Consider the following 26,296-nt stretch of genomic DNA (forward strand, 5'->3'; position numbering starts at 1 on the left):
TAAATTTCTAATACAGTGTGATAACGTTGGTTCAGATCTAGGTTTATTACGGGATTGTAAGATTTTTCGACATGGCCTTGCGGGGCTTCCGACTCAGGGACGATCATTTTGTGAGCCTGTTTCAGACTGAGGCGTGGCAGAAAAGCTGGTGGGAGGTCTGGGGTGATACCCCCGGTTTCCAGTTGTTGTCCGATGGCGGCAGAGGCAGATCCGGGCTTTATCTGGATCGCTACCGTTTGCGGAAACTTCTCCCGATTCGTTGCCTGCAGTTTGTTGGCACCAACTACAGACGGCTCTCCACTCCCCGCACCGAGTACAACGGTTTTGGAGCTGCCGGATCACTGGGTTCGCTGTTTGACGATCTCGACCAGAGCCACTGGTCGGAAGCGGTATTTCGCGATATGCGGGTGAACTCCGGGGATTTTCGCGCCCTGAAGGCGGTTGCCCGGGAACGGGGCTGGCTGGTCCGGACCGTTGCCAGTGATGACGCTTACAGCATTTCGACATCGGGCGGTTTTGACGACTATCTGTCTTCATTGGGCTCGAATACCCGACTGAAGTTCTATAACCGGAGGAAGCTGTTGCAGGCCGAAGGCCACATTGAGCTTAAAAACTTCTGGCCTTCGCAACGGGGAGACTTCTTTACGCTGCTGAACCAGTTCCATGGTCATCGCTGGGGTCGCCCGTGCTTCAATAACGACAGCCTTCTCTTCCACGGGCAATTCCTTTCACGGATTGAAAAAGAGGGCGGAGTACCGGAACTATCTGTGCTGACCTGCAATCACAAAGCGATATCCGTGTTGTATAACGTGATGTTCCAGGGTGTGACCTACAATATCCAATCCGGCTTTGACGAGTCTTTTCACCGGAAAATCGCCCTGGGAACGCTCCATCTTGGCTATAGTGTCGAGAAAGCTTTTGACAACCCTGCCGTGCATACGTTTGATATGTTGGCCGGCGGCGGTAAGAACGAGAACTATAAGGAACGACTGGCGAACCGCACAGACCCCCTGATATCCGTAATGGTGGTTCGCAGCCGGTTGTTAAAGCGATTGTATCTACTTAAAGGCTGAGCGCTGTAGACATGGAACGTTTGTCCCTGAATTCCCCGTTGCACTGGATGATTCCTATAGCGCTGGTCGCGTTATTGGCGGTTGGCTTGTGGCCGGCGCTGGAAGTACTGGGAAGTCGTTGGCTGAAATTTGATGAATCCTACTCCCATGGTTTTCTGGTGCTGATCGTCAGTCTGGTGCTGACGGTCCGGAAATGGCTTGCCAACCGGCCGGTGCCGGACTTCTATCCGCACTGGTTATGGCCTTTACTGGCCGCTGCTGCAGTCTATCTGATCGGAAGCCTGCTATTGATCGAGGCGCTTCAGCAAATCGCGTTGGTGCCCATGCTGATTGGTACGTTGCTTCTGGTGTGGGGCTGGCGTCAGACCATGGCTTTTTTCCTGCCTATCGGGGTGTTGGTGTTTGCCATCCCGGTGTGGGATTACCTGTCCTGGCCATTGCAGCTGGTAACGGTTGCTGTCAACCAGTTCCTGCTGTCCTGGCTCGACATTGAGTTTATCGTTGAAGGCGTGTTTGTTTACTTTCCGGGTGTGGGGGCCTTTGAGATTGCCCACGGGTGCTCGGGTCTGCGTTATCTGCTTGTGGGGCTGACACTGGCAACGATCCACAGCGAATTGAATTACCGCTCACTGACTGCCCGGATTAACCTGTTTGTGGCGGCTGTCATGCTGTCATTGCTGGCAAACTGGATTCGGGTCTTTGTCATTATCTATGTGGGCTATGAGTCCAACATGACATCTTCGTTGATCAATGCGCACGATCATTTCGGGTGGTGGGTGTTTGCAGGCACACTGGTTCCGCTGTTCCTGTTTGCCCGTTATCTGGAAAGGCGGGAAGCCAGGAGCGGTGAGGGGACCGCAAGGCGTGTTCCCGATCCTGCGTCGGGCAGAGGCGGCTTTCCTGTAGGCAGGTTGCTGATGCTTGGGGTTGTTCCCCTGGCACTGTTCTCGTTCGCTTCCTGGGCAACGATTAACGGGCAGGGCACCCACGGGCTCTCTGGCTCAAGGGTTCAACCGGCATCACTGGTCAGTCGCTCAGAATGGCTGCCTCTGTTCAGGAATGAGCTGCAAGGATGGGTTCCTGTCATGGAGCGCCCGGATCAGTCCCAGGTCGATGTCTATATGAGCCGCGATGAGCCCGTGCCAGACACCACAGGCCCGATCGAGATCCTGACCGGGATATACACCTATGAAGTACAGAGGCCGGGGGCAGAACTGGTGCACTATGGGAATCGGTTGTACGACACCAGCCAACTGATTCCGGAACAGACCTTTGATGTTAATGCCGGACCGGGGCTGACGCTGGGTGGGGTAACGCTGAAATACCGGCAAAGCGAAACCAGAGTTCACCTGGCCTATGGGTATTACGTTGAGGGGCGCTGGGAAAGTAATGAATTGCAGGCGAAGCTGGCTCAACTAACGGGAGCCCTGAACGCTCGCAACGATGCGTCTCTGGTTGTATTGGCCTTAACCTGTGACAGCTGTGACGCCGTGGGCGAACTCAATTCACTGTTCCCGGATATCCGGGAAAAGGCGCAGGCACATCTCGATGAGTTGTATGGGAGCAAGTCACGACGCTGAACATCGGACTTGCTCCTCATCACCTTATTGCACCTCTGCCGACACTGGACTGGATGGTGCGCTGGTAAGGCCGTTGGTATCGACCACCCGGATGGTGAAGTACCAGGTACCTGATGCCAGGCCGTCGAATGTGTAGGACATCAGATCACCACCAACATTCTGCTCACGACTCAGGTCCGATTCGCTCTGCCCATAGTTGATGATGTAGTAATCGATCTCGCTGAGGTCGATCGAACTGCCATCCATTCGTGTGGACGGAGCCGTCCAGGACAGGGTAACGGAGCTGTCTGTGGTTCCTGGATCGGAGGGTTCTGGCTCGGTGGTTTCCGGTTCTTCGCCAGTGGTTCCGTCGCTGTCTGTCTCCACGGTTTCCAGCGTGTAGGGATCCAGGCCACTGTCGTACGCTTGCAGGTTGCTGATACCGTCATTGTTGTTGACGCCATCGGCATCCGGCACCCAGGCGTTCAAACCATGCCGTAGCTCCCAGGTATCGGGAATACCGTCACCATCGGTGTCCTGGCTATTGAGAGAGGTATAGTCTGGTGTGGTAACAGTCGACGCGGTCGATAGGTTCTCGTTGGTGGTCATGTTCCTCGCGGAGTATTGAGCCACAGCGCTGCCTACATCTTCGAAGTACTCAATGGTCAGATTTAATGGCTCGCCAGCTTCCAGTGAACGCTCATAACTGAAGGAGGTCGGAGCATGCTGTGTCCAGTCATCAATGACCAGTTCACCGTTGGCGTATAGGCGGACCCCATCGTTGGTTCTGACGGTAAACTCGTAGTTATTGCTGCCACTATTATGGGGCGCAGTATAAGTACCGCTCCAACGCACGCTGAACTGGTCGCTGGGCATGTCCGGGGTGGGACTGCCCTGACCCCAGTTGAAGTCGACGGATTCGTTGACCTGGGTCAGAACCAGCCGGTCAAACGATGTACCTTCAAAGTACTGTCCTGTGAAGCCTGCGATGAATTGTGGCTCCGGCTCCTCTTCCTCGACCGGCATGTCTTCGTGGTCATTCAATGCTGTCCCCGCCTGATATTCTTCAAGATTGGTGTAACCATCGTTATCCAGGTCCCCCTCGGCATCCGAGGCATCAAGTGGATCCAGGTCATAGGCGTATTCGCTGCCGTCGGGAATACCGTCACCGTCTGTATCCGGGTTGTTTTCGGCGGTGCCAATCAGGAATTCATCGGCTGCGGAGAGCAGGTCTCCGTCAGGATCGGAAGCAGCGTCGTCGGGGTTGGATGGATCAAGCCCATAGACCACTTCCCAGTTGTCATAGATGCCGTCCTTGTCCGCATCGAGTGGGGGATAGTCCGGGTTGAATGCCAGGCCTTCAGAGCCGTCAAGGAAGCCCACCCGATAGCCCAGGGAGTAAGCTTCACCAGAGCTGACATCGTCACCATAGACCGGTTCGGCCCAGGAGTGCAGGTAGGCGCTGTCAATAATTTGCTGGCTGATCCCCGGGCCTTCCCAGGCGACGTCAAAGTGGTCGCCGCCGCCGCCTTCTTTATGCCGGATCTCAAAATAATACTGTTTTCCAGCGGATAGAGTTTTGTAGGCGGAGGTTTGCGAGGAGTATTTCTGGTAATAGCCAGGATTGGAATAGCCGGTAACGGAAGCGGCCAGTGATACATCAGCGGGATTGTCGGAAGTGCTTAGCCATAACTGGGTCTCATCATCCCCTGCAACGAAGAAACGATAATCCCCATCCTGGGGAGGTTCTATAAAACCCCGTACCAGCGATCCGTAATTGTCGGTTCGTCCGCCGGGTACCTGGAGGCTGGTGAGTTCAACGACTTCGTCAGGGTTGTCGGGGTATTTCTCCTGGCTGATAAGGTCGTCAACGCTCGAGCCACTGATGCCGTCAAAATACCGGACTTCCACCTTGCCAGGTTCGCTGTCCTCGGGTAGCGCAGCCGTTGGCGGGAGATCCTCAATGCCTCGAAACTGCCAGCTTTGACAACCGCTGATCAGAATGACTGCACTTCCTACTCCCAGTACTTTGCAAACAGACATACGTCACCCGCCTTCCTGGTCAATGATGCAACACGTTAAGTATTGTTTCAGTGAGGAAGTGCCGCCAGCGGATGCTTGGATTGTTTTGGACTTTGGGGCTATGGGTTATATCGAATCCGAATGTTGACCGGAGGACAGTCCTTGGAAAGGGCGGGCAGGGGTTACCCCTGCCCGCCGAATTTCTCCAGGATTTCGCGAGCTTCGTCTGCCCGGCCGGAAGCTCTGTAGGCTTCGGCCAGATGCATGGCAATTTCCTCGGAATCCGGTTGCAACTGGTAGGCTTTTTCCAGAACGGGCAGGCTGTCCTTGTGGTTACCGGCCTTGAACATGATCCAGCCGTAGGTATCCGCTACCGATGCGTTGTCCGGGCTTTTTTCATAGGCCTTGCGCGCCAGGTCCATCGCCCTGGCATCGCCCTGTTGATGGTAGAGCCAGGCCAGGTTGTTGAGCACCAGGGCGTTATCCGGGGCTGATTTCAGCAGGGTTTCGTAGCCCTGCCTGGCTTTCTCGGGGTCACCGTCAGACTGGTGCAGCATGGCTTGGCTGAGCAGTAACTGCGTGCTGTTCGGGTAGGATGCGAGGGCAGTGTCCAGAGCCCCCATGGCCTCCTGTTTGCGGCCGGACTGCTGCAGGGAGCGGGCGTAGGCGTGGTGAAGGTCCGCCGAAGGCGATTTTTCCAGGGCCAGTTGGTAAAGCTCCGCGGCCTGATCGAACTGTCCCTGCTGCTCGAAGTACCGCGCTTCCACTGTGTAGGGCGCAGCGGATAGTGGGTGCGATTTCTTCGCTTCCTGGAGCAGTTCCCTGGCCTGCTTCGGGTTACCTTCGGAAAAGGCCACGGCTGCGGCCTGAAGTGTTATGTCCGCAGACTCTGGAAACAGTACCCGGCCGCGTTCCAGTACCGTTGCCGCCTGTTCGTTCTTGCCGTCTTGGCGTAAACGGGAGGCTACCGAATTGTAAATGCCGGCCACCAGGGGCTCGGCCCGCGCAGGGGTGTTTTCCTCGGTTCGTTCCAGCAGTACGGCAGAGAGCTTGTCGGCTTCCCGGTTGTCTCCTTCAATAAGGGCTGCCTCAAGCAGGATCAGTTTTGGTCCGGTCGCATCCGGCTGTTGCTCCAGAAGATCCCGCATGTAAGTTCGTATTTCCGCGGGCTCCATGACGCCCGCGAGCCCCTGTAGCGCCTGTCGATTGTCCGGAGCCAGGGCCACAGCCTGACGGAAATGAGTCTGTGCCTGCGCAAGATCCTGCTGACTCCTGGCAAGGTTGCCAAGGGCGATGTGTGGTGCGGCCAGGTCCGGCGACTTTTCCGAGGCTTGCTGGAAGTAGCCTCTGGCCTGGTCGGGGCTGCCGGTCCGCGCTGCCAGGTTGCCCCGGGCTATAATAGCGGCCGTGCTGTCGGGTTTGTTTTTAATCCAGGCATCCGCCACGGCGATCGCATCAGCGTTGTTACCGGATGACAGGTGTGCTTCGATGGTTACCATCAGGGCCTGGGCGTGCAGATCTGAATCCGCTGGCACCTGTGCTGCCTGAGCAATGGCCTTTTCAGACTCTCCCCGCTGAATCAGGTAGCCTGCGTAGCGAAGCCTGAGCGCGTGGTTGTCCGGGGCCAGTGACAACGCCTCCTCGATCAGCGGTTCGCCGGCCTCCAGATCGCCGGATGACAGGGATGCGATGCCAACGAGGGCAAGCGTTTCCGGGTCGGTGTCCTTGTCGGACAGGGTTTCGAGAATGGCCCGGGCTTCCTCCGGATCCTGCATTTGAATCCGTGCGGCGGCAAGCAGTTTTCTGGCGGCTTCAGAGTCTCCCATTTCGGCTATCGGCCGAAGCAGTCGCTCTGCTTCCTGAACCTGACCCTGGCGGAAGCGAATCATGCCCAGCATCAAGGTGCTTTGCTCGTGGTTCGGAGCATGGGTTAATACCTCTTCGAGGTAGTTGGCGGCGGAATCCAGATCGCCGTCCTTAAAGGCTTCCCTGGCAGCGGCTATGTTGCTTTTGATCGTGCCGGGGCCGGATTTTGCGAGTATTTCCTCGTACACAAAGGCTTCCGATGCCTTACCCTGAGCCCTCAGAACACGGACCAGGGCAGATATGGTTTCGTACTTGCGGAACGTCATGATGTCGTACTGACCAATATCCTCAAGGGCGCGAATGTAGGCTTCTTCTGCCGTCTTCCATTCCTCCGCCTCATGGGCGAGCTGCGCTTTCCAGAGCCAGAGCTCCGCGTTCTCGCCATTCACCTGTTCCGCTTGTGCGATATAGCTTTGGACGGCTTCCCGATCTCCGGCGGCATGGGCCACCCGGGACAGACCGACAAAGGGCAGGGCGGAGTCGTTGGTGATAGAAAGTGCCTGTTCATAAGCCTGCTTTGCTTCGTCCAGACGGTCTGCAGCCAACAGGATCCGGCCTTTCAGGAGACCGGCTTCGCTTTCCAGGGCCCGATCCTCCGTGGAGACCTCCGCCAGATTGGCCAGGGCTTTGTCAAAGTGGCCCTGCATCAGATTGGCTTCCGCGCGGATCAGTTGGGCCCGGTTTCTGGTTCCGCTGTCCAGCGTCTCTTCCGGAATGTCATCCATCAGTCGGTTGAGCTGGCGTTCAGCGTTGATGGCATCACCGGCTTTCAGCAGGTTGTTGATAATGATGAAGTAGGGGGCCGGCTCGTCTGGCTGCAGGTCGATAGCGCTGCGGGCTTCCAGTGTACTGGCCTTGAGTTCGCCCTGGCGCTGAAAAAAACGGGACTGATCCAGGTGGCTCAGGTACTGGATCTCTTCCTGGCTCATTTCATTATCGCTGCCGCAACCGGCCATTCCGATCGCAACGGCAGCCGATAGCAGGATGGCGCGTGCTGTAACAACTGCTTTCATGGCCCTGTTCCTTTTCCTGTCAGGTGCTTGTTCTGATGTCCCTGTCCGTTTGTCAGGCCCCTGAGGCCGCATGTGACGTTTCAATACGGTATTTGTCCGTAAGGTTATACAGCGTAGGTCGGGTGACTCCCAGTAGTCTGGATGCCTGGGCCATATTAAACCCGCAACTCTGCAGTGCCTGAATGATCGCCTGGCGCTCAGCGGTCTCCCGGACCTGCCGGAGATTGAGCAGGTTGTCCCTGCTGTCGGCACTCTGTTCCAGCTCCAGGTCGAGGGCGGTGACTCGTTTTCCATCCGCCATTATGGTTGCCCGTTTCACCTTGTTGATCATTTCCCGGACGTTCCCGGGCCATTGGTACGTGGTGATTGCATTAATGGCATCCTCGGTGAAGGTGAGGTTGGGGCGGTCCATATGTTTGCCGAGAGATCTCAGAAGTGACTGGGCAATCACCAGGGCATCCCCCTCACGTTCCCTCAACGGGGGCACATCCAGAGTGATTTCGCTGATCCGGTAATAGAGGTCTTCACGAAATTCGCCCTGATCAATGAGCGTCCGGACGTCCCGGTGGGTAGCGCAGACAACCCGTACGTCTACGGGAACCGGCTTGACCGAACCTACCCGGTCGACAACACGTTCCTGCAGGAATCTCAACAGCTTGGCCTGTAACGCCATCGGCATGTCTCCGATTTCATCCAGGAAAAGGGTTCCGCCGTTGGCGTTTTCGATTTTGCCTTTCTTGCTTTGGGTGGCGCCGGTGAATGACCCCTTCTCGAAGCCGAACAGTTCGCTTTCCAGAAGGTTTTCGGGGATGGCGGCGCAGTTGATGGCGGCGAATGTCTTGGTGTGTCTGTGGCTCAGGTCGTGGAGCGCACGGGCCAGCAATTCCTTGCCGGTACCGGTTTCCCCGGTGATCAGCGTGGTGACGTCAGTAGGGGCGACTTTCTCCAGGGTTCTGCAGATAGCCAGCATCTGTGGGCTGGTAGCCACAATCCCTTTGATGCTGGTGCCGTTGCGGTGCTCAGACAGTTCCCGGTTTTCTTTTTCCAGTTCGGCAATTCTGAAGGCGCGATTGACAACAAACGTAAGGATGTCCGCATCAAGCGGCTTTTGATAAAAGTCGCAGGCGCCCATGCCGATGGCTTTGACGGCATTTTCCTTGTCTTCGCGCCCCGTCACGACAATGATCTTGCTTTGTGGCGACAGGCGTAGAATATCTTCCAGGAGGCTGAACCCCTCGGATGCTCCGCCAGCGTCCGGCGGCAAGCCCAGATCAAGGGTGATAACGTCTGGTTCGATGCGTCTGAGCGCTGTCAGAGCGGATTCACGATCTGTCGCCATGGCGACTTCCAGGTCGTCACTGAAACACCAGCGCATTTGGCTTTGAAGGCCGGGGTCATCCTCTACAATTAACAGTCGTTTACTCACAACAGCCCTAAATCCCTTTTTTGCCCTGTAACTATATTGATGCAATATTGATCAACTCATCCCTGTAACAATTCTTAACTGAATGTTGACGCTTTGCAATGTCTGGGTGATTTAAATTTTAAAAGCGGCAATTAATTGGCGTTCTGTCCTTGCCTGGGCCGCTGTTCAGTTGGCCCATCCATTTCATTTTCTGTTTTGCGTTGATTGGGCGCGGTCAGCGGGAAGCGAACAGAGAAGCAGGATCCGACCCCTGGCTCACTGGTAACGTCAATATTGCCCCCTACTTTCCGCAGATACTCCCTGGCCTGATACGCACCGATTCCCATGCCGGTCAACCCTTTGGTGCTCTCGAAGGGCTTGAAGAGCTGGGAGCGTATGAACTCTTCCGTCATTCCGGCGCCGGTATCCTGGATAAACAGGACGACATTGTCCGTGGCTATTTTCAGGGTCAGCGTTACCTCGCCTTCCGGTGGTGTCGCGTCCTGGGCATTCTGGATGAGATGCCCGAGCACACTGCACAGTTGTTCGCGATCCGCCTTGATTGGGCTGGGCGAGGGGGTGCCGATAATGCGTGGGGCCGGCGGCCGACGGCTGTAATGTTCGGCGAGCTGGATGACCACATCCCGGAGGTCAAGAATTTCGGCTGATTCAGTGTCTTCGGCGGGTTTGCGGATGTGGTCAACAAGGTTCGCCATTTTACGCACGGCGTGATCAGTGGTGTTTACCATATCATCAATAAAAGCGGGATTGTCGCGGTGACGGGGTGCGTTCTTGACCAGTAGCGACAATTGGGCAATCAGAGTCTTGAGGTCATGAACCATGAAAGCCGAGGCTTTGCTGACGGCCTCGAACTGCATGGCCCGGGAGAGGCGATTCTGGGCATCTGCCTGGGCCAGCAGGTTACAGGACTGGCGGGCAACCACCTTGATCAGATCAAAGTTTTCCCAGTTCAGTTCCACGGGGGCATAGGGGTTGCCAACCAGGGCAATACCATAAAGGTCATTCCCCAGGTACAGCGGAATGATCAGCCAGCCATCCGGAATGCGGGTGATGGCATCCGGGATTTCAAGCAGGTTGTAACGAATGGGGTCTTCACGGTATTCATGAAGGTCGACAATCCATTCACGTTCCCTGAAGAAGCGGGCAATCTCCCCGTCTCCCTCAATGGTGGTGAACTTGGGGGTAGTGAGATTGACGGCGGTTTTGAGCGCGTAAGCGCCTTGTTCGTCCCGCAACCAGATAGCCCCCGCGTTGCTTTCCACCAGACCCGTCAGGATACGTACAACCCTCTCGGGTAAGGGCGGGTCATCGCTCAGGTTCGCAAGCTCCCGGGTCATTTTCAGCCACTCTTCGCGATAGTCGTATTTGTAGTCGAAGAAATTCTGGCTGATAAACACCATCAGTCTTGAACGTATCCGTCGGGATGTCAGCAGCGTTACCAGGAATGCGAGGGCAATGGTGAAGAACAATACCTGCAATGCCTCGCCCCAGGCACCGCCCAGGGCCCGGACGTAGTAGCCGCCAACGGCCAGGAAAAGCAGGTAGGCCCCGGCAAACATAAAGGTGCCTGCGTGGAAGACCGCAGAGCGGGAAAGCTGAAATTCCACCGGTTGTTTGCGGGTGTTAATGGTATTGATGGCGAACAGGGGCACAAGGGCCGCGTTGACCAGTCCCCGGGCGTTCCAGAACGACTCGGAAACCTGGCCGAACAACAGGGCGTCGGCGTACATGAAAAAATCGAAGACAAACATCGTGGCGACGGCGATGCAGATGTACTTCATGCTTGATCGGCCAAACGATACGGAGTTTCGCCAGATCTGCTCAACCAGCGAGAGCCCCATCAACGACAGCACAATCTGGCCGACAACCTTGGTCTTGCCGTCCAGGAGGTCCAGGCCAAAGGTATATTCCAGTGCTCCGAATACCAGCAGGAAGACGATCAGTGAGATGGTGGCAATGGCCAGCATCCGGCGAAGCCGTCCTACAATGGCCGTGGCCCGGAAGGAGTTCCGGAGGAGGGCAAACAGCAGGGTAATCCAGGCGGCATCCCGAAGCAGTTCCAGCAAATAACGGATGAAGAATGAAGGTTGCCCCCAGAGGTTCTGGGCAACCAGGGCACCTGCCCAGATCACTGACACGACAGATGCCAGCAGCAGAACTCTGTCGATGTCCCGGCGAAGGTAATGGGAGGCAATAAGCAACCCAAGCAGGCCAAACGAGATGGCTGCCGTAGAGTGGCTGATAAGACTGAAATTACTTAACATGCCTCGCGTCCTGCGTTGTTATGCCCCCAAATCCCTGACGGCATCCGCCTTCAGGCGGTGTCATGCCGTCACACCGGTTTTTTGTTCTCCCGATAGAATCGGAAGATTTCCTTCAGCGGTCGTCGGGGGCTGAATCCAAATTCCCTGGCAAAAGCTCTGCCGTCAATGACGACAGGATACTTGAAAAAGTGCATCAAATACGACGGGAAACTTCTCATACTGAGTGTTTTCAGAATCAGCTTTGGCAGCGCCGGCGGTATGGAGGGAATCGGCAGGCGATTGCAGCCACACAGTTTCAGCGCATGCTGATAGGCAACCCAGTCTTCCGGCGCTACGTTGAAGACACCCCGCTGGGGCTTGTTATAGGTCAGAACAATGGCGTCCGCCATGTCATCAATGTGGATGAACTGCATCATCGGGGAAAACCCGGCAAGCACGGGCGCCCGTTCGCTGGCAAGCAGGGTGCTGATGGAGTTCCTCACCCCGGGGCCAACAATGTTACAGGGGCGCAGAATGGTGATGTTCAGTTCCGGGTAGCGCCAGAGGTAGATGTTGGCAAGGTTCTCAAGCTCTACGGAGTCCACCAGGTCTGCGCTCAGGCCCACGCCTTTTAACGGGGCTTCTTCGTCAATCAGCGCGGGGTTGTAAGCCACTGCGCCGTATACGTGGAAGGTGGAGAGTACCACCACCCGTTTGATGCCGTATTTGTGGCTGAGGTCCAGTAACTTCTGGGTGCCGAGGACATTGGCGTTGTATCGGCGCATCCGGGTCAGCTGGCTGGACATGATCCGGCCCAGGTGAATGACGCCGTCAAACCGGTAGCGTCTGAACAGGTCTTCGAACACCCGCTTGTTGAAGTCGATGCAGTAACTGGGGATGTCGTCACCCAGATAGACCTGCTCGCGGAAATCCACCGCTACCAGGTCACAGTCTTCACGGAGCCGGTCAATCACCTGTTGTGCCAGGGCCCCTGCGGCGCCGGTCACGAGTATGCGTGGTCTCTGTTGCTCGCTCATCAGAACAGCCTTTTCCTTTCGCTCAGACCCTTGTCAATCAGCTTGCTGATCTCCGCCTTCACCTGCTCAACCCGATCGGTCACTTTCTCCTCGGGGATTTCCAGGTCATCGAAATACATGGGGTCGCCCACATTGAGGTGAACCTTCGCTGGCAATACAACCGGCAATGCGACGGGCGCGTAGGGTATGCCCAATGCCTTCGCCAGCGGCTTGATATTGGCGATGGCGGGAATGGTTTCCTCGCATCCAACCACGCCAACAGGAACGATAGGGGCCTTGTATTTCATGGCAAGGTGCATAAAGCCGTTGCCGAACCGTTTGAGTTGATAGCGATCCTGGTAGAGTTTGCCGGATCCCCGCACGCCTTCCGGGAACACAATGACCGCCTCATCGTTGGCCAGCATCTTGGCGCAATTGACCGGATCACCCAGCACCGCCCCCATTTCGTTCAGCAGGTTGCCCAGGTAGGGCACGGTAGGGAAGAAGCGTTCGATCATCGCCCGGGGAATCCTGGGATTCACCTCGCGGGAGGCCAGGGCGTAACCAATGAGCAGACCGTCAATCGGTAACTGACCGCTGTGATTGGCAATGATCAGCACGGGTCCCTCGGAGGGGATCTTTTCCACACCGCTGGCCTGAACCCGGAAATATTTCTCGTAGATCTGCCTGGTCAGCGAAAAGCCATACTTGATGGCTTCGTTATTGTAGCCCCAGGGGTCGTAACCGAGGCTGCCGATCGGCTTGCGGATGCGATTGATCTGCTCGCTCAGCTCCGCAGGAACCAGTTTGGATTTGAGGATTGATGCCAGGCTCATTGAGGCTCCCTGATAGATTAAACTCGTCCAATCATTACGCCGAGGGTATGACTTTGCCCCTCATTCAACACCCGGTAATCGCTGAGTGCATTGGCGGTTTCGACACACAGCATGGATTTCCAGCCAGTGTCGGGAAAGTCCGAAAGTGCCTGCGCTTTCTCCGGACCGGGATTCCACACAACCGTGGAGTCGCTGCCGATGGCGGTCAGTGAACGTCGGCTGGCGGGTGTGGCAACAACCAGGGGGGCACCGGACTCGTATATCCTGTCAGTTTCGCCCTGAAACGACAGCGCCCCTTTTTGCAAGTGGTAGCTCCAGTTCTGCAGCGTGTCTACATAGTCGCAGCCGTCAAGCCCTTCAACATGGGTTTGGTGGATGTCGGCCGTGGGCAAATAGGTATGCAGTGCCTGCGTGAAGGCCATGGGCTCGCTACCGAGATTGGTCGTCGTCAGCGCAATCTGGCAGCCCTTGACTGAAAAGTTGAAGGTCACCAGTGCCAGTGCGTGCCCCGTCCACAGGTCGGAAAAATCTTCATTGGCCGCCAGTGACAGGCTGATTTCAACTTCGTGGGCGGATTCCTGAACATCCTCCAGCTTCCAGAGGGCTGTACGGGCAAAGCCATGGGAATCGGTGGTGTGGATGCGTTTGCGGACTTCCGGCGGATTTTTCCCCGGCACTCCGAACCAGGGCCAGCAGATGGGGACGCCACCCCGAATCGCCCGGCCGGTTTCAAAGCGCGCGGTGTCGCTGAGCCAGAGCCAGTCCGGTTTGTCGTGTGTGGCAAAGTGGGTGAGGTGAGCTCCCTGGAGGAATAGTTGAGCGCGGAACAATGGATGATGAACGTCGATGGCTTCCAGTTGCCCGATGGTAGTCCAGCGGGTAAACGACCAGTGCCCGGGTTTTGTTGTCACTCAGTGCCTCTTGTTACGTGATGTGTCTGTCCCTGGGGTGTTGCTCAGGGATTAGGTGTATTTGCTTACCAACAGAGTAAATTAAAACTGACGTTGCCGCGAGAATCCGGCATAAAATACCGGGCTTGCAGAGGAGCAGAACCATGGATCACCCGGTTGTTAGTCCGATCAGGAATGCGCTGATCACGGATAGCAGTTGCGAATTTGACGCCGTTGCCGGCGAGGGCGTGGCCCCACCGGAAGCGTCCTCTGTTGGCAGTGGGTACGATGGCGTCACCGAGCAATGGCTGGACGACCTGGCAATGGAGTTGACAGAGTCCGGCTGGGTCAGTGTCGATGTTCGTGATCGTCTGGGAGATGCATTACTGAGTGCCCTGAGGGAAGAGGTCCGGATACTGGATGTAACGGACGCCATGAAAAAAGCGGGCATCGGCCGGGGCGCTGATCTGACCCGTGACCGCTCAGTGAGACGCGACAGGATTGCCTGGCTGCAGGGCATCACTCCGCCGCAGCAGGCATTGTTTGACTGCCTGGCACAGATACAGGAAGGCCTGAATCGGCGGCTGTTCCTGGGGCTCAAGCGGTTCGAGGCCCACTACGCGACCTATCAGTCCGGAGATTTTTACCGCAAACACCTCGACAGCTTTGCTGGTCGTGCTTCGCGCATCGTCAGTCTAGTGCTCTATTTCAATGAGCAGTGGCAGGCCGGGGATGGCGGAACATTACAGCTGTTCAATCGTGACAGTCAGGATGAGTCGTGTGGCATGGTGCTGCCGGAGATGGGGCGCATGGTGCTGTTCCTGAGCGAAGAGATTCCCCACGAGGTTCTGCCGGCAAACCGCGCCCGATACAGCCTTGCGTGCTGGTTCCGTCAGGACGAAGTGCCGCTGCCGTTATAAGTCGTTGTAGTCCGCCAACCCTTTTGTTACTATGCGCGCCGCTTTCAGGGAAATGTCCTGAAACGCCGTTATGGTGGCTCCATTGGTGCCTCCGCAACATGAAACCGTGAACCCGGTCAGGCCCGGAAGGGAGCAGCCGCAGCGGTGGAATTGTGTGCCGGAGTGTCGCTGGTGGAGTCACCCCCAGATTTTACCTTTCTTTCTGTCTTATCCCGCTGAAATCGACGCTTTTTCCAGTCCCAACCGATAGCCCGGCGGCTTCTTATCAGTTCATGTCCGTGCTAAGGTTAAGGCCATTTTCACTGCAGTTGGCGAAACATGAGCTACCAGGTACTTGCCCGTAAATGGCGCCCCCGTACATTTGAGGACATGGTTGGTCAGGAGCACGTGCTTCAGGCATTGATTCACGCCCTGGAAAATCAACGTCTTCACCATGCTTATCTCTTCACCGGTACCCGTGGCGTGGGTAAAACCACGATTGGCCGTCTGTTGGCCCGGTGCCTGAATTGTGAAACCGGCGTCACGCCGAGGCCCTGTGGTGAATGCACCAGTTGCCAGGAAATCCAGGAAGGCCGGTTTGTTGACCTGATCGAGATCGATGCGGCATCCCGTACCGGGGTGGATGACATGCGGGAGCTGACGGAAAACGTCCAGTACGCGCCCACCCGTGGCCGCTTCAAGGTGTACCTGATCGATGAGGTGCACATGCTCACCAACCAGTCTTTCAACGCGTTCCTCAAGACGCTGGAAGAGCCGCCAGAGCATGTGAAGTTCCTGCTGGCCACGACCGACCCCCAGAAATTGCCGGTCACGGTGTTGTCCCGCTGCCTGCAGTTCAACCTGAAACGCATGACGCCGGAGCACATCGCCGGCCACCTGAAGCATGTCCTGACCGAAGAGCAGATTCCATTCGAAGAGCCGGCGCTGTGGTTACTGGCCCGTGCGGCGGATGGCAGTATGCGTGATGGCCTGAGCCTTACGGACCAGGCCATCGCCTTTGGTAACCAGAAACTGGCCGCCAGTGATGTCAGCAACATGCTGGGCACGATTGACCAGCGGGATATCGAGAAGCTGGTCAATGCCCTGGTGGGCAACGACGGGCCATCGCTGCTTTCAGAGATACACCGTATTTCGGATTTCGCGCCGGATTACAGCGTGATCCTGGCAGACCTGTTATCCCTGTTTCACCGCGTCACCATGGAGCAGGTGGTGCCGGGCAGTGTGGATAATGCCCTTGGCGATGCGGCCCAGGTGCAGACGCTGGCGCGACAACTCAGTGCGGAAGATGCCCAGCTGTTCTATCAGGCTGCGTTGATGGGGCGTAAGGATCTGGCGGTGACACCGGATGCCCGGATGGGGTTTGAAATGACCCTGCTGCGGATGCTGGCCTTCCGTCCCGGTACCGATCGCCGGGAGCCCCCTGCGTTCAATTCAGGCCGTCAGTCCGGTTCAGCGGAATCCCGCGACGAGCCTGACCCTGCGCCCGCAGGGGTGCAACCAGCGCCTGTCGCATCTCAACCGGCGCCGGCGGCCGCTCAACCAGAGCCCGCCGGGCCGGTACAGGAGTCCGTAGCCGAAACACCGGAGCCCGTGCCGGAACCACAGTCAGAGCCGCAAGCCAGCGGGGAGTCCGCTCCGTCGCCTGAGCCGGTTCCCGAGCCGGAATTCGATCCTGGCCCAGTACCGGAGTATCTGTCCGAGACCGCGCCGGGCGAGGAGTCTGCGCCTGCGGCACGAGAACCCGAACCCGAACCCGAACCCGTTCCCGAGCCCGAGCTTGCGCCTGAACCGATACAGGAGCCGGAACAGGAGCTTTCCGGTGAATTTGTCTGGGAGAGGGACTTTCGCAGCCTTGGTATCGTCGGCATGCCAGGTAACCTGGCCAGCCACACCGCGTTCACTCGTGACGGAGACACCATCCTGTTAACGATGGAAGAGGGGCACGCCCGTCTTTTGAACGCCCGGCATGAGGAAAAGATTCTCGCTGCCTTGAGAAATCGCTTCGGCGACACCATCAACCTGCGTATAGAGCAGGGTGAAACCGGCGGCAAGACACCGGCGGCCTGGGAGGAGCGACAGCGCCTGGCCCGTCAACAGGCTGCGGAATCCGCGATCCGGAGCGACCCGTTGGTGAAGTCCATCGTTGAACGATTCGAGGGCAGGGTAGTCGAAGAGAGTATCCGGCCTTTACAAGGTTCCCGTTGAAGGAGATGAACAGATGATGAATGGCATGGGCGACATGATGAAAAAAGCCCAGAAAATGCAGGAAGAAATGCAGAAGGCCCAGGAAGAGATTGCCAAGGAAGAGGTCACTGGCGAGTCTGGAGCCGGGTTGGTCAAAGTCACCATGAATGGGCGCCACGACGTTCGCAAGGTGGAGATTGACCCGTCCCTGATGAGCGAGGAAAAGGAGATTCTCGAAGATCTGCTTGCGGCGGCCGTCAACGATGCCGTGCGTCGTGTCGAGGCCAACCAGAAAGATAAAATGTCCGGCATGATGTCCGGAATGGGCATGCCTCCCGGGTTTAAAATGCCCTTTTAATTCATTGGTTTAAAGATTTTTGTTTATAACTTACATGAGGATGTTGCATGGCGTTTAGCCCGCTGGTCGATGAACTGGTGGAGTCGCTCCGGTGTCTTCCCGGGGTCGGGCAGAAGACCGCCCAGCGCATGGCATTTCACCTGCTGGAACGGGGACGTTCCGGCGGTTTCCGGCTGTCAGAGGCCCTGAACACTGCCATGTCCGGCGTTCGCCGTTGCGATAGCTGCCAGAATTTCTCCGATACCCCTGTCTGTGGCATCTGCGAGAATCCCGCTCGTCTTACCGGTACCCTGTGCGTGGTGGAAAGCCCCTCCGATCTCCTGGCCATCGAGCAGGCAGGCGATTACCGTGGCAGCTACTTCGTACTCATGGGGCACCTGTCGCCGATTGACGGTGTCGGTCCGGAAGAAATTGGTATTGAGCGGCTGTTACAGCGCATCAAGGCCGAGGGCGTCAAGGAATTGATCCTGGCAACCAACCCTACCGTAGAGGGTGAGGCCACGGCCCACTACATTGCCGACCGTCTGGACGGTAAAGACGTTCTGATTACCCGGCTGGCCCATGGCATTCCCGTGGGCGGAGAGCTTGGGTATGTCGACGGATTCACCCTGACTCACGCATTCCGAGGGCGCAAGCCCCTGGCTGACTAAAGACTGATCGGGCACATTTCTATGGCTTTCACGACTCCAGTCGCAACGGCACCCGCTGCGCCTGCCACTATTCACTGGATACGCGAGCCGGAGGATCTCGACCGCTGGCTCGCCGGTGGCGAGGGCGAGTTCTTGGCGCTGGACACCGAGTTTGAGCGGGTCAGCACCTTCTTTCCGATTCCCGGGCTGGTCCAGCTTGGTCTGGGCGGTGAGTATTGCCTGGTGGATCCCGGCGTTGCCGAACAGTCCGGAGAATTCAGGCGGATCCTGGCGGACGCCGATTCCCCGAAGCTGTTGTATGCCATGAGCGAGGATCTGGAATTGTTCCGGCACTGGCTGCAACTTGAACCCGCCGGTGTCGTGGACCTTCAGATCGGGGCCGCACTTGCCGGCGCTGGCTTTTCCATGGGGTATGCCCGCCTGGTGGAGACCCTGTTCGGCGAAACCCTGGATAAATCCGCCACCCGATCGGATTGGGTTTCCCGCCCCCTGAGTGCGGCCCAGGAGCGTTATGCGCTGGACGATATCCGGTTCCTGGCGCCGATGTACGACTGGGTCGTGGCGAATCTCCGGGAGCGAAACCTCGAGCAGGCCCTGTATGATGAGTCCGCCCGCTTTGCCGCTGAGCTATCCGGGCAGGATGATCCACAGAATCACTATCTCAAACTCCGCGGTGGCTGGACGTTAAACCCCCAGCAGCAGGCGGTCCTGCAGAAGCTGGTCTGCTGGCGTGAAGAAGAATCCCGTCACCGTGATCGCCCCCGGGGCCGCGTGGTCGCGGATCCGTTGCTGATTGCCATTGCCGAACGCCTGCCGGATTCCCTGCGGGCTCTGTCCAACATTCAGGGGTTACCCCAGCCGGTGACCCGCCGTTACGGTGATAAAATACTGCAGTTGATTGCTGAAGGGTGTGAGGCCGATGCAACGGACCTGCCACAGATTGCAGCGCCGTTGACCCGTGAGGAGCAAGCTTTCTACAAGCAGCTCAAACGAGTCATTGTGAAGGCTGCGGAGGCGGCGGATGTGCCCGTGGAACTGTTGGCGCCCCGTAAACGACTTGAGGCCGTGGTTCACCAGCGTGATCTGTCGGCCGGACTATTTACCAGTGGCTGGCGCAGCCAGATTATTGCACCGGTTCGTGAACAGCTTGAGGAATTATTGACATCATGACGGATAAACAGTTTGTTTCGGTGTTTCGCAGCAGCAAAAAGGCGGACACCTACCTTTACGTGCGTCGCGGCCAGATATGGGATGACCTGCCAGAGAGCCTGCGCGGTATTTTCGGAGCGCCGGTTCACGCCATGGATCTGGTGATGACGCCGGACAGGAAGCTGGCCCGCACTGACGGTAGTCAGGTGCTGAATGCTATCGCGGACAAGGACTTCTACCTGCAGATGCCCGAGGAAAACGACAGCTACGTGGTGGATTTCCGCAAAAAGCCGGAGCAACGCCAGTCATGATTGCAGAGATTCCCTTCTGGCAGCGTAAACGCCTGGACGAGATGACGCCTGCTGAATGGGAATCCCTGTGCGATGGCTGTGGCAAATGCTGCCTGGCCAAACTGGAAGACGAAGACACCGGAGACGTGTACTACACCGATCTGGTCTGTCGGTACATGGACACGGATACCTGCCGCTGTACGGTCTATCCTCAGCGGCTGGAGAAAGTTCCGGCCTGCACCGTACTAACACCTGACGCGCTTGCGGATTATCATTGGCTACCGTTTACCTGTGCCTACCGGACACTGGCGGAAAACCGCCCGCTGGCGGACTGGCACCCGCTACGGTCGGGTGATCCGCAAACCGTTCATGAGGCCGGAGTCTCGGTTCGCCATCGCGTGATCTCAGAAGGTGGCGTGCCGGAAGAAGACTGGGAAGAACACATAATTCACTGGATCCTGTAATGATCGATACTGAAGCTCAACTCGCATACGGCATTTTCTGGGCGCTCTACGCCGTTTCCTTTGTGGTTTTCTTTTACATGGTGTCCCGGCTGTTCCGGATGCTGCCGTTGTATGGCCTGCGCACCTTGCTACAGGCCGCTCTCGTGGTGCTGTTGCTGACGCCTGTGGAATCCGCCGATGTGGCGGGTTGGTGGGTACCGGCGTGGCTGTATGGCGGATACGAGCTGATCCTTGGCGATGCGGATGCCTCGGCCAGGGCAATGCTGAACCTGGGTATTGCCGCGCTGGTGATGCTACTGGTGTGGTTGCTGGACCTGGTTCGCTATCGACTGGTGAAGCGGTAAGCGTAAAGAACAATAATAAAACGGAGTCACGATGCGCTGGATACTGAGAGTCTGTCTCGTTGTCACCCTCGGCCTGCCGGTGTGGGCAAACGCCCAGCAAGCAGGCGATGTTCAGCTTCCCGAGGGCGCGGATGTCCGCATTATCGTGGATATTTCCGGGTCCATGAAAGACAACGACCCTGACAACCTCCGGCAACCGGCCGTGCGCCTGCTTGCCAGAATGCTGCCGGAAGACGCTTACGCCGGTCTCTGGACCTTTGGCCAGTACGTCAACATGCTGGTTCCCCGGGATCGCGTTGACGACAGCTGGCGGGAACGGATGATCAACCGGTCCTCAGAGATCAATTCCGTTGCCCTTCGCACCAATCTGGGCGAGGCCATTGAAGTCGCCAGCGACGATTATTTTACCGATGGGGATCTGGCCAATACGGACTTCATCCTGCTGACCGATGGCAAGGTCGATATCTCTGACAGTGATCAGGAGAATCAGGCCGAGCGTGAACGCATTCTGGGGCCGCTGCTGGATGATCTGATCGCCAAAGGGGCAACGTTCCATACGGTGGCGTTGTCCGCCGAAGCGGATGTCGGGTTTCTGGAAACCCTGGCCGGGGAAACCGGGGGCAGCCACAGTATTGCGCCTTCCGCCGATGCCCTGAACCGCGCCTTCCTGAAAGCTCTGAATGCCGCTGTGCCCCAGGAGCAGGTGCCTATCGAAGGCAACCGGTTCAGTGTCGACAGCGGCGTGCAGGAATTTACCGCACTGATTTTCTGGGGTGAGGGCGAAACCCGTGATACCCGTGAGCTTCAGCTAACAGACCCGGATGGCAACATGGCCGCGGTTGGCAATCCGGGTGACACCATGCGCTGGGCTCGGGAATCCGGCTATGACCTGATTACTGTCACCGACCCGAAAGAAGGGGAGTGGCGACTGAACGGTGAGCTTGGCGAAGGCAGCCGGGTAACTGTCGTCAGTGACTTGCGCATGGTGGTGAACCCGGTGCCGCCGGCATTCTCCGAAGAGGAACCTCTGGCGCTGCGGATAGCGTTTTTTGAAGACCAGGACAAGCTCACCGATCCGGACTTTCTGGATGTCATCGACGTTCGTGTCACCATCACCTCCGAGGATGATCGCAGCGGGACCAAGGTACTGTCCGGAGAGCAGCCGCCCGAAAACGGGGTCTACCGGGACACCATCGGGCGAATGCCATCCCCCGGGGAGTATGTGATTGATGTGGTTGCAGACGGTCAAACGTTCTCCCGCAAGTTCACCGGTGTCAGCCGTTTCGATGTTCCGGAGGGCCAGGCTTCCTCCGTGCCATCAGACGAGCCGGCGGTCACCGAACCCATGGCACCCGTTCAGGAGGACGCTCCTGAGTCTGGGGCAGAAGGTGAGCAAGAGCCCGCTCAGCCGCCACAGCCCGAGCCGGAGCCTGCAGAAGACAGCGCCAGCGCCGGGCCTATTGACATCAGTGCCGTCGAGGAGCCCCGGGCCGATCCTGTAGAACCGGAGGAATCCGATCCGGCTGTGCCGCTTTGGGCGATGATCGCAGGCGGTATCGTAGTGATCCTTATTGTCGCTGGTGGGGTATATGCCGTTGTTCGGCGCAAGCGCAAAGCAGCGCCTGCCACTGACACCAAAACCGACACTGAAGATAAGGACGGCGAGGAAGGTCAGGATGAGGAGGGAGTACCGGTGGTAGAACCCGAACCGGAGCCCGAACTCGAACCGGAACCGGAACCGGAACCCGAATCCAAGCCTGAGCCTGAGCCTGAGCCTGAGCCTGAGCCTGAGCCTGAGCCACAAGAGGAAATCCCGGTGGCCAGCACCGAGGCCGATGATGAAGAAAGCACAGAAGAATTTGGCCTGGAAGACTTCGATCTCTCCGAGTTTGATGATCTTCCAGACACCGAAGACGGTGATGATCCTGAATCCCCTCCCGCTGACGGCGACAAGCCGAAGGGCGAGGAAGAACGCAAACCCTAAGGCCGGGGTGGTGCTGGCAGCCCTTATCACTGGCAGGGCAAGGCTTTATACTCCGCTGCGGACAAACTGATAATCGAACAGGAACCAACAGAATGAAGTTTACCGGTACCGAGAAATACGTAGCTACTGATGACCTGCAGATGGCGGTGAATGCGGCTATCTCGCTGCAACGCCCGTTGCTGATTAAAGGCGAGCCCGGGACCGGCAAAACCCTGCTGGCTGAAGAAATGGCCTCTGCTCTGGGGAAGCGACTGATCCCCTGGCACATCAAGTCCACCACCAAGGCGCAGCAAGGCCTCTACGAATACGATGCGGTGTCCCGCCTGCGTGATTCCCAACTGGGGGATGAGAAGGTCAAGGACATCAGCAATTACATCGTCAAGGGCAAGCTCTGGGAAGCCTTCGAGGCTGACGAACAGGTAGTGCTGCTGATTGACGAGATCGACAAGGCCGACATCGAGTTCCCGAACGATCTGCTGCTGGAGCTCGATCGTATGGAATTCTTCGTGTACGAGACCCAGCAATTCGTAAAGGCGAAGCAACGCCCCATTGTGGTGATTACCAGTAATAACGAGAAAGAGCTGCCGGACGCGTTCCTGCGTCGCTGTTTCTTCCACTACATCAGCTTCCCGGATCACGACACCATGCAAGACATCGTGGACGTGCACTTCCCGGGGCTGCAGCAGGAAATCGTACGGGACGCCCTGGAGGTGTTTTTTGACGTGCGCAAGGTGCCGGGCCTGAAGAAAAAGCCATCCACGTCCGAGTTGATCGACTGGCTGAAACTGCTGATGGCGGATGAATTATCTGCCAAAATGTTGCAGGAGAAGGACACCAGCTCTGCGTTGCCGCCGCTTTACGGCGCCCTGGTGAAGAATGAGCAGGACGTTCACCTGTTGCAGAAGCTGGCCTTCATGGCTCGTCGTCGCAGCTGACATTCAGCAAGAGCTACACCTTATGTTGATTGATTTTTTTCTCGAAGTGCGGCGGGCGAGAGTGCCCGCCAGCCTGCGTGAATTTCTGGATCTGCTGGAGGCCCTGCAAAACCGGCTGGCCTTCGCGGATATGGAGGAGTTCTATTACCTGTCACGGGTGTGTCTGGTAAAGGATGAGCGCCACTTCGACAAGTTTGACCGCGCTTTTAAGGCCTACTTCGAGGGAATCGAGAATCTCGAGGACCTGATGGAGATGCTGATTCCCGATGACTGGCTCCGGGCCGAATTCGAGAAGCATCTCAGCGAGGAAGACAAGGCCAAAATCGATTCCCTTGGCGGTCTTGAAGAGTTGATCGAAACCTTCAAGAAGCGCATGGAAGAGCAGCAGGAACGCCATGCTGGCGGTAACAAGTGGATTGGTACCGGCGGTACGTCGCCGTTCGGCGCCGATGGCTATAACCCGGAAGGATTTCGTATCGGCCAGAAAAACGGTCGTCATGGCCGGGCAGTGAAGGTCTGGGAGAAGCGCGAATTCAAGGATCTGGATGACAGCATCACGCTGGGTATCCGCAACATCAAAGTTGCCATGCGCCGACTCCGCAAATTTGCCCGTCAGGGCGCCGCAGACCAACTGGACATGGACGATACCATTCGCTCTACTGCCCGCAATGCCGGTTATCTTGACCTGAAGATGGTTCCCGAGCGGCATAACGCGGTCAAGGTGCTGATTTTCTTCGATGTCGGCGGCTCCATGGATCCCCACGTGCGTGTCTGCGAGGAACTGTTCTCCGCCGCGCGCATGGAGTTCAAACACATGGAGTACTTCTACTTCCACAACTTCGTCTATGAAAGCGTGTGGAAGAACAATATTCGCCGCATGAACGAAACTACGAGTACCTGGGATATTCTCAACAAGTACACCCCGGACTACAAAGTGATCTTCGTGGGGGATGCCACCATGGCGCCCTATGAGATCTCGCACCCCGGTGGATCGATCGAACACTGGAACGAAGAGGCCGGCGCCACCTGGTTCCAGCGCATTTCCGATCATTTCCGCAAGGTAGTGTGGCTCAATCCGCTGCCCGAAAGCTATTGGGGAACTGGCGGTTCACTGGGCATGACCCGGCAACTGGTTAACGATCACATGTATCCGCTGACCATTGAAGGCCTGGAGTCGGCCATGAAGCAGTTGAGTAAATAAAAAGGTGCAAGGGATATTGGGTTACCCCTCAATATCCCCGTTGCGAATAGCAACTCTGATGGCTTCGGCCGTAGTCGCCACGCCGAGACGTATTCGTATTCTCCGGAGGTGATTTTCCACGGTTCGTCTGGACAGCCCGAGAGTAGCTGCGATATCGGCATGTCGCCGGCCAACAGCTGTCCATGACAGCACCTCGCGTTCCCGCTTTGAAAGGTTCCTGCCGTTCTGTTCTTTGGGGGCTTCCATAAGCCTGCGAGCGGAAAAGAATGCAGATGTTGCCACCACACCCATCGCAAGACGGGCTTGTGGCGATGCATCGATTCTTTCCCCGCCCAGGCTCATGGCGCCTTCCAGTCCGAGGGGGCCGAAGACCGGGATCTGCAGGCCATGGATGCCATAGCCGTGCGGTTTGCGGACGACGCGATAGCGCTCACCATCCTGATCCAGAATCTTGGTCCAAAAGAATGGCTGGCACACCTCCAGTATGTTTCGCGTAACCGGACAACGGCGAACATAGGTTTGTGCATCGATTGCTTCACCACTCCCGAACCAGTCCCCTTCCACCCAGTAGATACGCTCGACAATGCCATCAAGCGTCGAGGACGCAGAGAACAGAATGAATCGATCATAACCGAGCGGTCCGGCAAAGGCGCGAACCGCATCCTGAATGGCCTGAAGGCTTTCACACCCTTCGATAGCAAGCGCGGTGCGAAGTGTGGCGTCTGCTTGCATGGGGTTACTCTCGGGCCACTTCTTCAAGCAAAGCACTGGCCGAAAGCTTTCCGAGGGCGTTACCGGCAAGAGGACTATCGCCGGTGAGCATTTTGCGATCCTGGTGGGTCGCACCGGAAATATCTGTGTTGATGATATCGAACCCGATTGCCTTCAGCTTTTCACCAAACTTCCACGTCAGATGACCTGGCATGTAGCCCATACCTGGCGTCTGAGCGTCGAGATCGTCCGGGAAAGCGCAGATCTTGTAACCTGTAAAGCTTGAGTTGTCACCAACGGCAAGAAAAGCTGCCGGACCGTGGCACAACGAAATGATGAACTTGTCGTTCTCAGCGGCCCACTCAAGGACGCTTTTCATATCTTCGCTTTCAGGCAGACCGATCAAAGCCCCATGGCCGCCGGGGATAAACACACCGATGTAGTCCGAATCATCACCGAGAGCCTTTTCAACCACGTCAGCAAGCTTCAAGGGCTTCTTGAACTGGTCACGGTACTTAGCAAAAAGCCCCTTCACCTCTTCGTCCTCGGACGGCATCGCCCAGAACTCGAATTTGACCGGGTTGCCGGAAAGGGTAGCAACGTCGAAGGAGAAACCGGCTTTGTCCAGGTGATACATTGGCAGGAGGGTTTCTACAGGGTGATTGCCGGTCGAGAACATTGTGCCGTTATCCGTTAGCAGGTACCGCTCGTCAGCACCGATCATCAACACCTTCCAGCGACCACCTGTATAGGGAGCAGGGTAGTCGGCACCGCTAAGATCAGACTTGGAGGAAGTAAACTGGCTTAGCGAATAGGGAGAGGGAAAGAATGCGTTATCTTCGGCGGGATCCGGAGTAGGGCGCTTGTCCTCAGATTGCATGTTAGTCATGGTTGCTTCCTCACTTATGGGGATTGAGTCTTTCATTATAGTGGGCCGGACTTCGGTGAAAATGAGGGTTTTACCTCAACGTGGTTCCGCGTGGGGGCACAGGCATAGAGGGAGGCCGCAAATAGTTCGGAAACCCCAAAAAAAAGCCGATGCGGTTGAGGGCATCGGCAAAGCTCGGCATTTTAAACGGGGTCGCTGTCACGGCTTCCCCGCTCCCTCGCCTAGAGCAATTCCGGGGCCACTTGAGTTAATTCGTTGTATATCAGAGCAGTA

Annotated in this window: 22 protein-coding genes and 1 other RNA gene; 14 read left to right on the forward strand and 9 right to left on the reverse strand. The window is 57.1% G+C overall.

Going from position 1 to position 26,296, the window contains the following annotated elements:
- Positions 1-110 precede the first annotated feature (110 nt).
- Both ACJO3M_RS05580 and xrt read left to right on the forward strand, forming a co-directional pair.
- On the forward strand, positions 111-1,073 hold the full coding sequence (locus ACJO3M_RS05580) for a GNAT family N-acetyltransferase (protein WP_407000383.1): 963 nt from the start codon (positions 111-113) through the stop codon (positions 1,071-1,073).
- Between the two features lie 11 nt (positions 1,074-1,084).
- Entirely contained in the window at positions 1,085-2,653 is a 1,569-nt protein-coding gene (gene xrt / locus ACJO3M_RS05585) for an exosortase (RefSeq protein ID WP_407000384.1), read from the forward strand.
- Positions 2,654-2,677: 24 nt separating this feature from the next.
- Here the strand turns inward: xrt and ACJO3M_RS05590 are convergent, their stop codons facing one another.
- From ACJO3M_RS05590 to ACJO3M_RS05620, 7 genes are all read right to left on the reverse strand, one after another.
- Positions 2,678-4,675 (reverse strand): PA14 domain-containing protein, encoded by a 1,998-nt coding sequence (locus ACJO3M_RS05590; protein WP_407000385.1) that lies wholly within the window; start codon positions 4,673-4,675, stop codon positions 2,678-2,680.
- A gap of 161 nt (positions 4,676-4,836) precedes the next feature.
- Positions 4,837-7,533, reverse strand: coding sequence for a tetratricopeptide repeat protein (locus ACJO3M_RS05595; RefSeq protein ID WP_407000386.1), 2,697 nt, complete (start codon positions 7,531-7,533; stop codon positions 4,837-4,839).
- A gap of 52 nt (positions 7,534-7,585) precedes the next feature.
- Positions 7,586-8,959: a PEP-CTERM-box response regulator transcription factor gene (prsR, locus tag ACJO3M_RS05600; RefSeq protein WP_407000387.1), complete on the reverse strand. Its 1,374-nt coding sequence runs from the start codon at positions 8,957-8,959 to the stop codon at positions 7,586-7,588.
- Between the two features lie 131 nt (positions 8,960-9,090).
- Positions 9,091-11,223, reverse strand: a complete 2,133-nt coding sequence (gene prsK / locus ACJO3M_RS05605; protein WP_407000388.1) for an XrtA/PEP-CTERM system histidine kinase PrsK — start codon at positions 11,221-11,223, stop codon at positions 9,091-9,093.
- 68 nt (positions 11,224-11,291) lie between these two features.
- Positions 11,292-12,239, reverse strand: a complete 948-nt coding sequence (locus ACJO3M_RS05610; RefSeq protein ID WP_407000389.1) for an SDR family oxidoreductase — start codon at positions 12,237-12,239, stop codon at positions 11,292-11,294.
- Positions 12,239-13,054: a lysophospholipid acyltransferase family protein gene (locus ACJO3M_RS05615; RefSeq protein ID WP_407000390.1), complete on the reverse strand. Its 816-nt coding sequence runs from the start codon at positions 13,052-13,054 to the stop codon at positions 12,239-12,241. Before ACJO3M_RS05615 ends, ACJO3M_RS05610 begins: the two co-directional genes overlap by 1 nt.
- Positions 13,055-13,071: 17 nt before the next feature.
- The gene (locus ACJO3M_RS05620) at positions 13,072-13,965 is read right to left on the reverse strand and encodes a D-hexose-6-phosphate mutarotase (RefSeq protein ID WP_407000392.1); all 894 of its coding nucleotides are present in this window, start codon (positions 13,963-13,965) and stop codon (positions 13,072-13,074) included.
- A 143-nt stretch (positions 13,966-14,108) separates the two neighbouring features.
- On the opposite strand from ACJO3M_RS05620, the gene ACJO3M_RS05625 reads away from it, so the two are divergent.
- From ACJO3M_RS05625 to ACJO3M_RS05680, 12 genes are all read left to right on the forward strand, one after another.
- The gene (locus ACJO3M_RS05625; RefSeq protein ID WP_407000393.1) at positions 14,109-14,864 is read left to right on the forward strand and encodes a 2OG-Fe(II) oxygenase; all 756 of its coding nucleotides are present in this window, start codon (positions 14,109-14,111) and stop codon (positions 14,862-14,864) included.
- A gap of 80 nt (positions 14,865-14,944) precedes the next feature.
- Positions 14,945-15,041, forward strand: an RNA gene (ffs, locus tag ACJO3M_RS05630) — signal recognition particle sRNA small type.
- Between the two features lie 141 nt (positions 15,042-15,182).
- Positions 15,183-17,069 carry a DNA polymerase III subunit gamma/tau gene (dnaX, locus tag ACJO3M_RS05635; RefSeq protein WP_407000394.1) on the forward strand — a complete coding sequence of 629 codons (1,887 nt, stop codon included), beginning with the start codon at positions 15,183-15,185 and terminating at the stop codon, positions 17,067-17,069.
- Positions 17,070-17,082: 13 nt separating this feature from the next.
- Positions 17,083-17,406 (forward strand): YbaB/EbfC family nucleoid-associated protein, encoded by a 324-nt coding sequence (locus ACJO3M_RS05640; RefSeq protein ID WP_407000395.1) that lies wholly within the window; start codon positions 17,083-17,085, stop codon positions 17,404-17,406.
- Positions 17,407-17,453: 47 nt separating this feature from the next.
- The gene (gene recR, locus ACJO3M_RS05645) at positions 17,454-18,056 is read left to right on the forward strand and encodes a recombination mediator RecR (protein WP_406985156.1); all 603 of its coding nucleotides are present in this window, start codon (positions 17,454-17,456) and stop codon (positions 18,054-18,056) included.
- Positions 18,057-18,077: 21 nt separating this feature from the next.
- Positions 18,078-19,226 carry a ribonuclease D gene (locus tag ACJO3M_RS05650; RefSeq protein ID WP_407000397.1) on the forward strand — a complete coding sequence of 383 codons (1,149 nt, stop codon included), beginning with the start codon at positions 18,078-18,080 and terminating at the stop codon, positions 19,224-19,226.
- Positions 19,223-19,516, forward strand: a complete 294-nt coding sequence (locus ACJO3M_RS05655) for a YcgL domain-containing protein (RefSeq protein ID WP_407000398.1) — start codon at positions 19,223-19,225, stop codon at positions 19,514-19,516. Before ACJO3M_RS05650 ends, ACJO3M_RS05655 begins: the two co-directional genes overlap by 4 nt.
- Positions 19,513-19,959, forward strand: a complete 447-nt coding sequence (locus ACJO3M_RS05660; RefSeq protein WP_407000399.1) for a YcgN family cysteine cluster protein — start codon at positions 19,513-19,515, stop codon at positions 19,957-19,959. The genes ACJO3M_RS05655 and ACJO3M_RS05660 overlap by 4 nt, the downstream gene beginning before the upstream one ends.
- Positions 19,959-20,303: a hypothetical protein gene (locus tag ACJO3M_RS05665; RefSeq protein ID WP_407000400.1), complete on the forward strand. Its 345-nt coding sequence runs from the start codon at positions 19,959-19,961 to the stop codon at positions 20,301-20,303. The genes ACJO3M_RS05660 and ACJO3M_RS05665 overlap by 1 nt, the downstream gene beginning before the upstream one ends.
- Before the next feature lie 31 nt (positions 20,304-20,334).
- The gene (locus tag ACJO3M_RS05670) at positions 20,335-22,287 is read left to right on the forward strand and encodes a VWA domain-containing protein (protein WP_407000401.1); all 1,953 of its coding nucleotides are present in this window, start codon (positions 20,335-20,337) and stop codon (positions 22,285-22,287) included.
- Positions 22,288-22,379: 92 nt separating this feature from the next.
- Entirely contained in the window at positions 22,380-23,222 is an 843-nt protein-coding gene (locus tag ACJO3M_RS05675) for an AAA family ATPase (RefSeq protein ID WP_407000402.1), read from the forward strand.
- 22 nt (positions 23,223-23,244) lie between these two features.
- Positions 23,245-24,423, forward strand: a complete 1,179-nt coding sequence (locus tag ACJO3M_RS05680; protein WP_407000403.1) for a vWA domain-containing protein — start codon at positions 23,245-23,247, stop codon at positions 24,421-24,423.
- A 21-nt stretch (positions 24,424-24,444) separates the two neighbouring features.
- Here ACJO3M_RS05680 and ACJO3M_RS05685 read toward each other — a convergent pair whose 3' ends face one another.
- Positions 24,445-25,155, reverse strand: coding sequence for a PA1136 family autoinducer-binding transcriptional regulator (locus tag ACJO3M_RS05685; RefSeq protein WP_407000404.1), 711 nt, complete (start codon positions 25,153-25,155; stop codon positions 24,445-24,447).
- Positions 25,156-25,159: 4 nt separating this feature from the next.
- Complete coding sequence (hchA, locus tag ACJO3M_RS05690) at positions 25,160-26,023, reverse strand: glyoxalase III HchA (RefSeq protein ID WP_407000405.1); 864 nt, start codon at positions 26,021-26,023, stop codon at positions 25,160-25,162.
- Between the last annotated feature and the right edge of the window lie 273 nt (positions 26,024-26,296).

The organism is Marinobacter alkalisoli (genome assembly GCF_045449795.1).
Lineage (GTDB): Bacteria > Pseudomonadota > Gammaproteobacteria > Pseudomonadales > Oleiphilaceae > Marinobacter.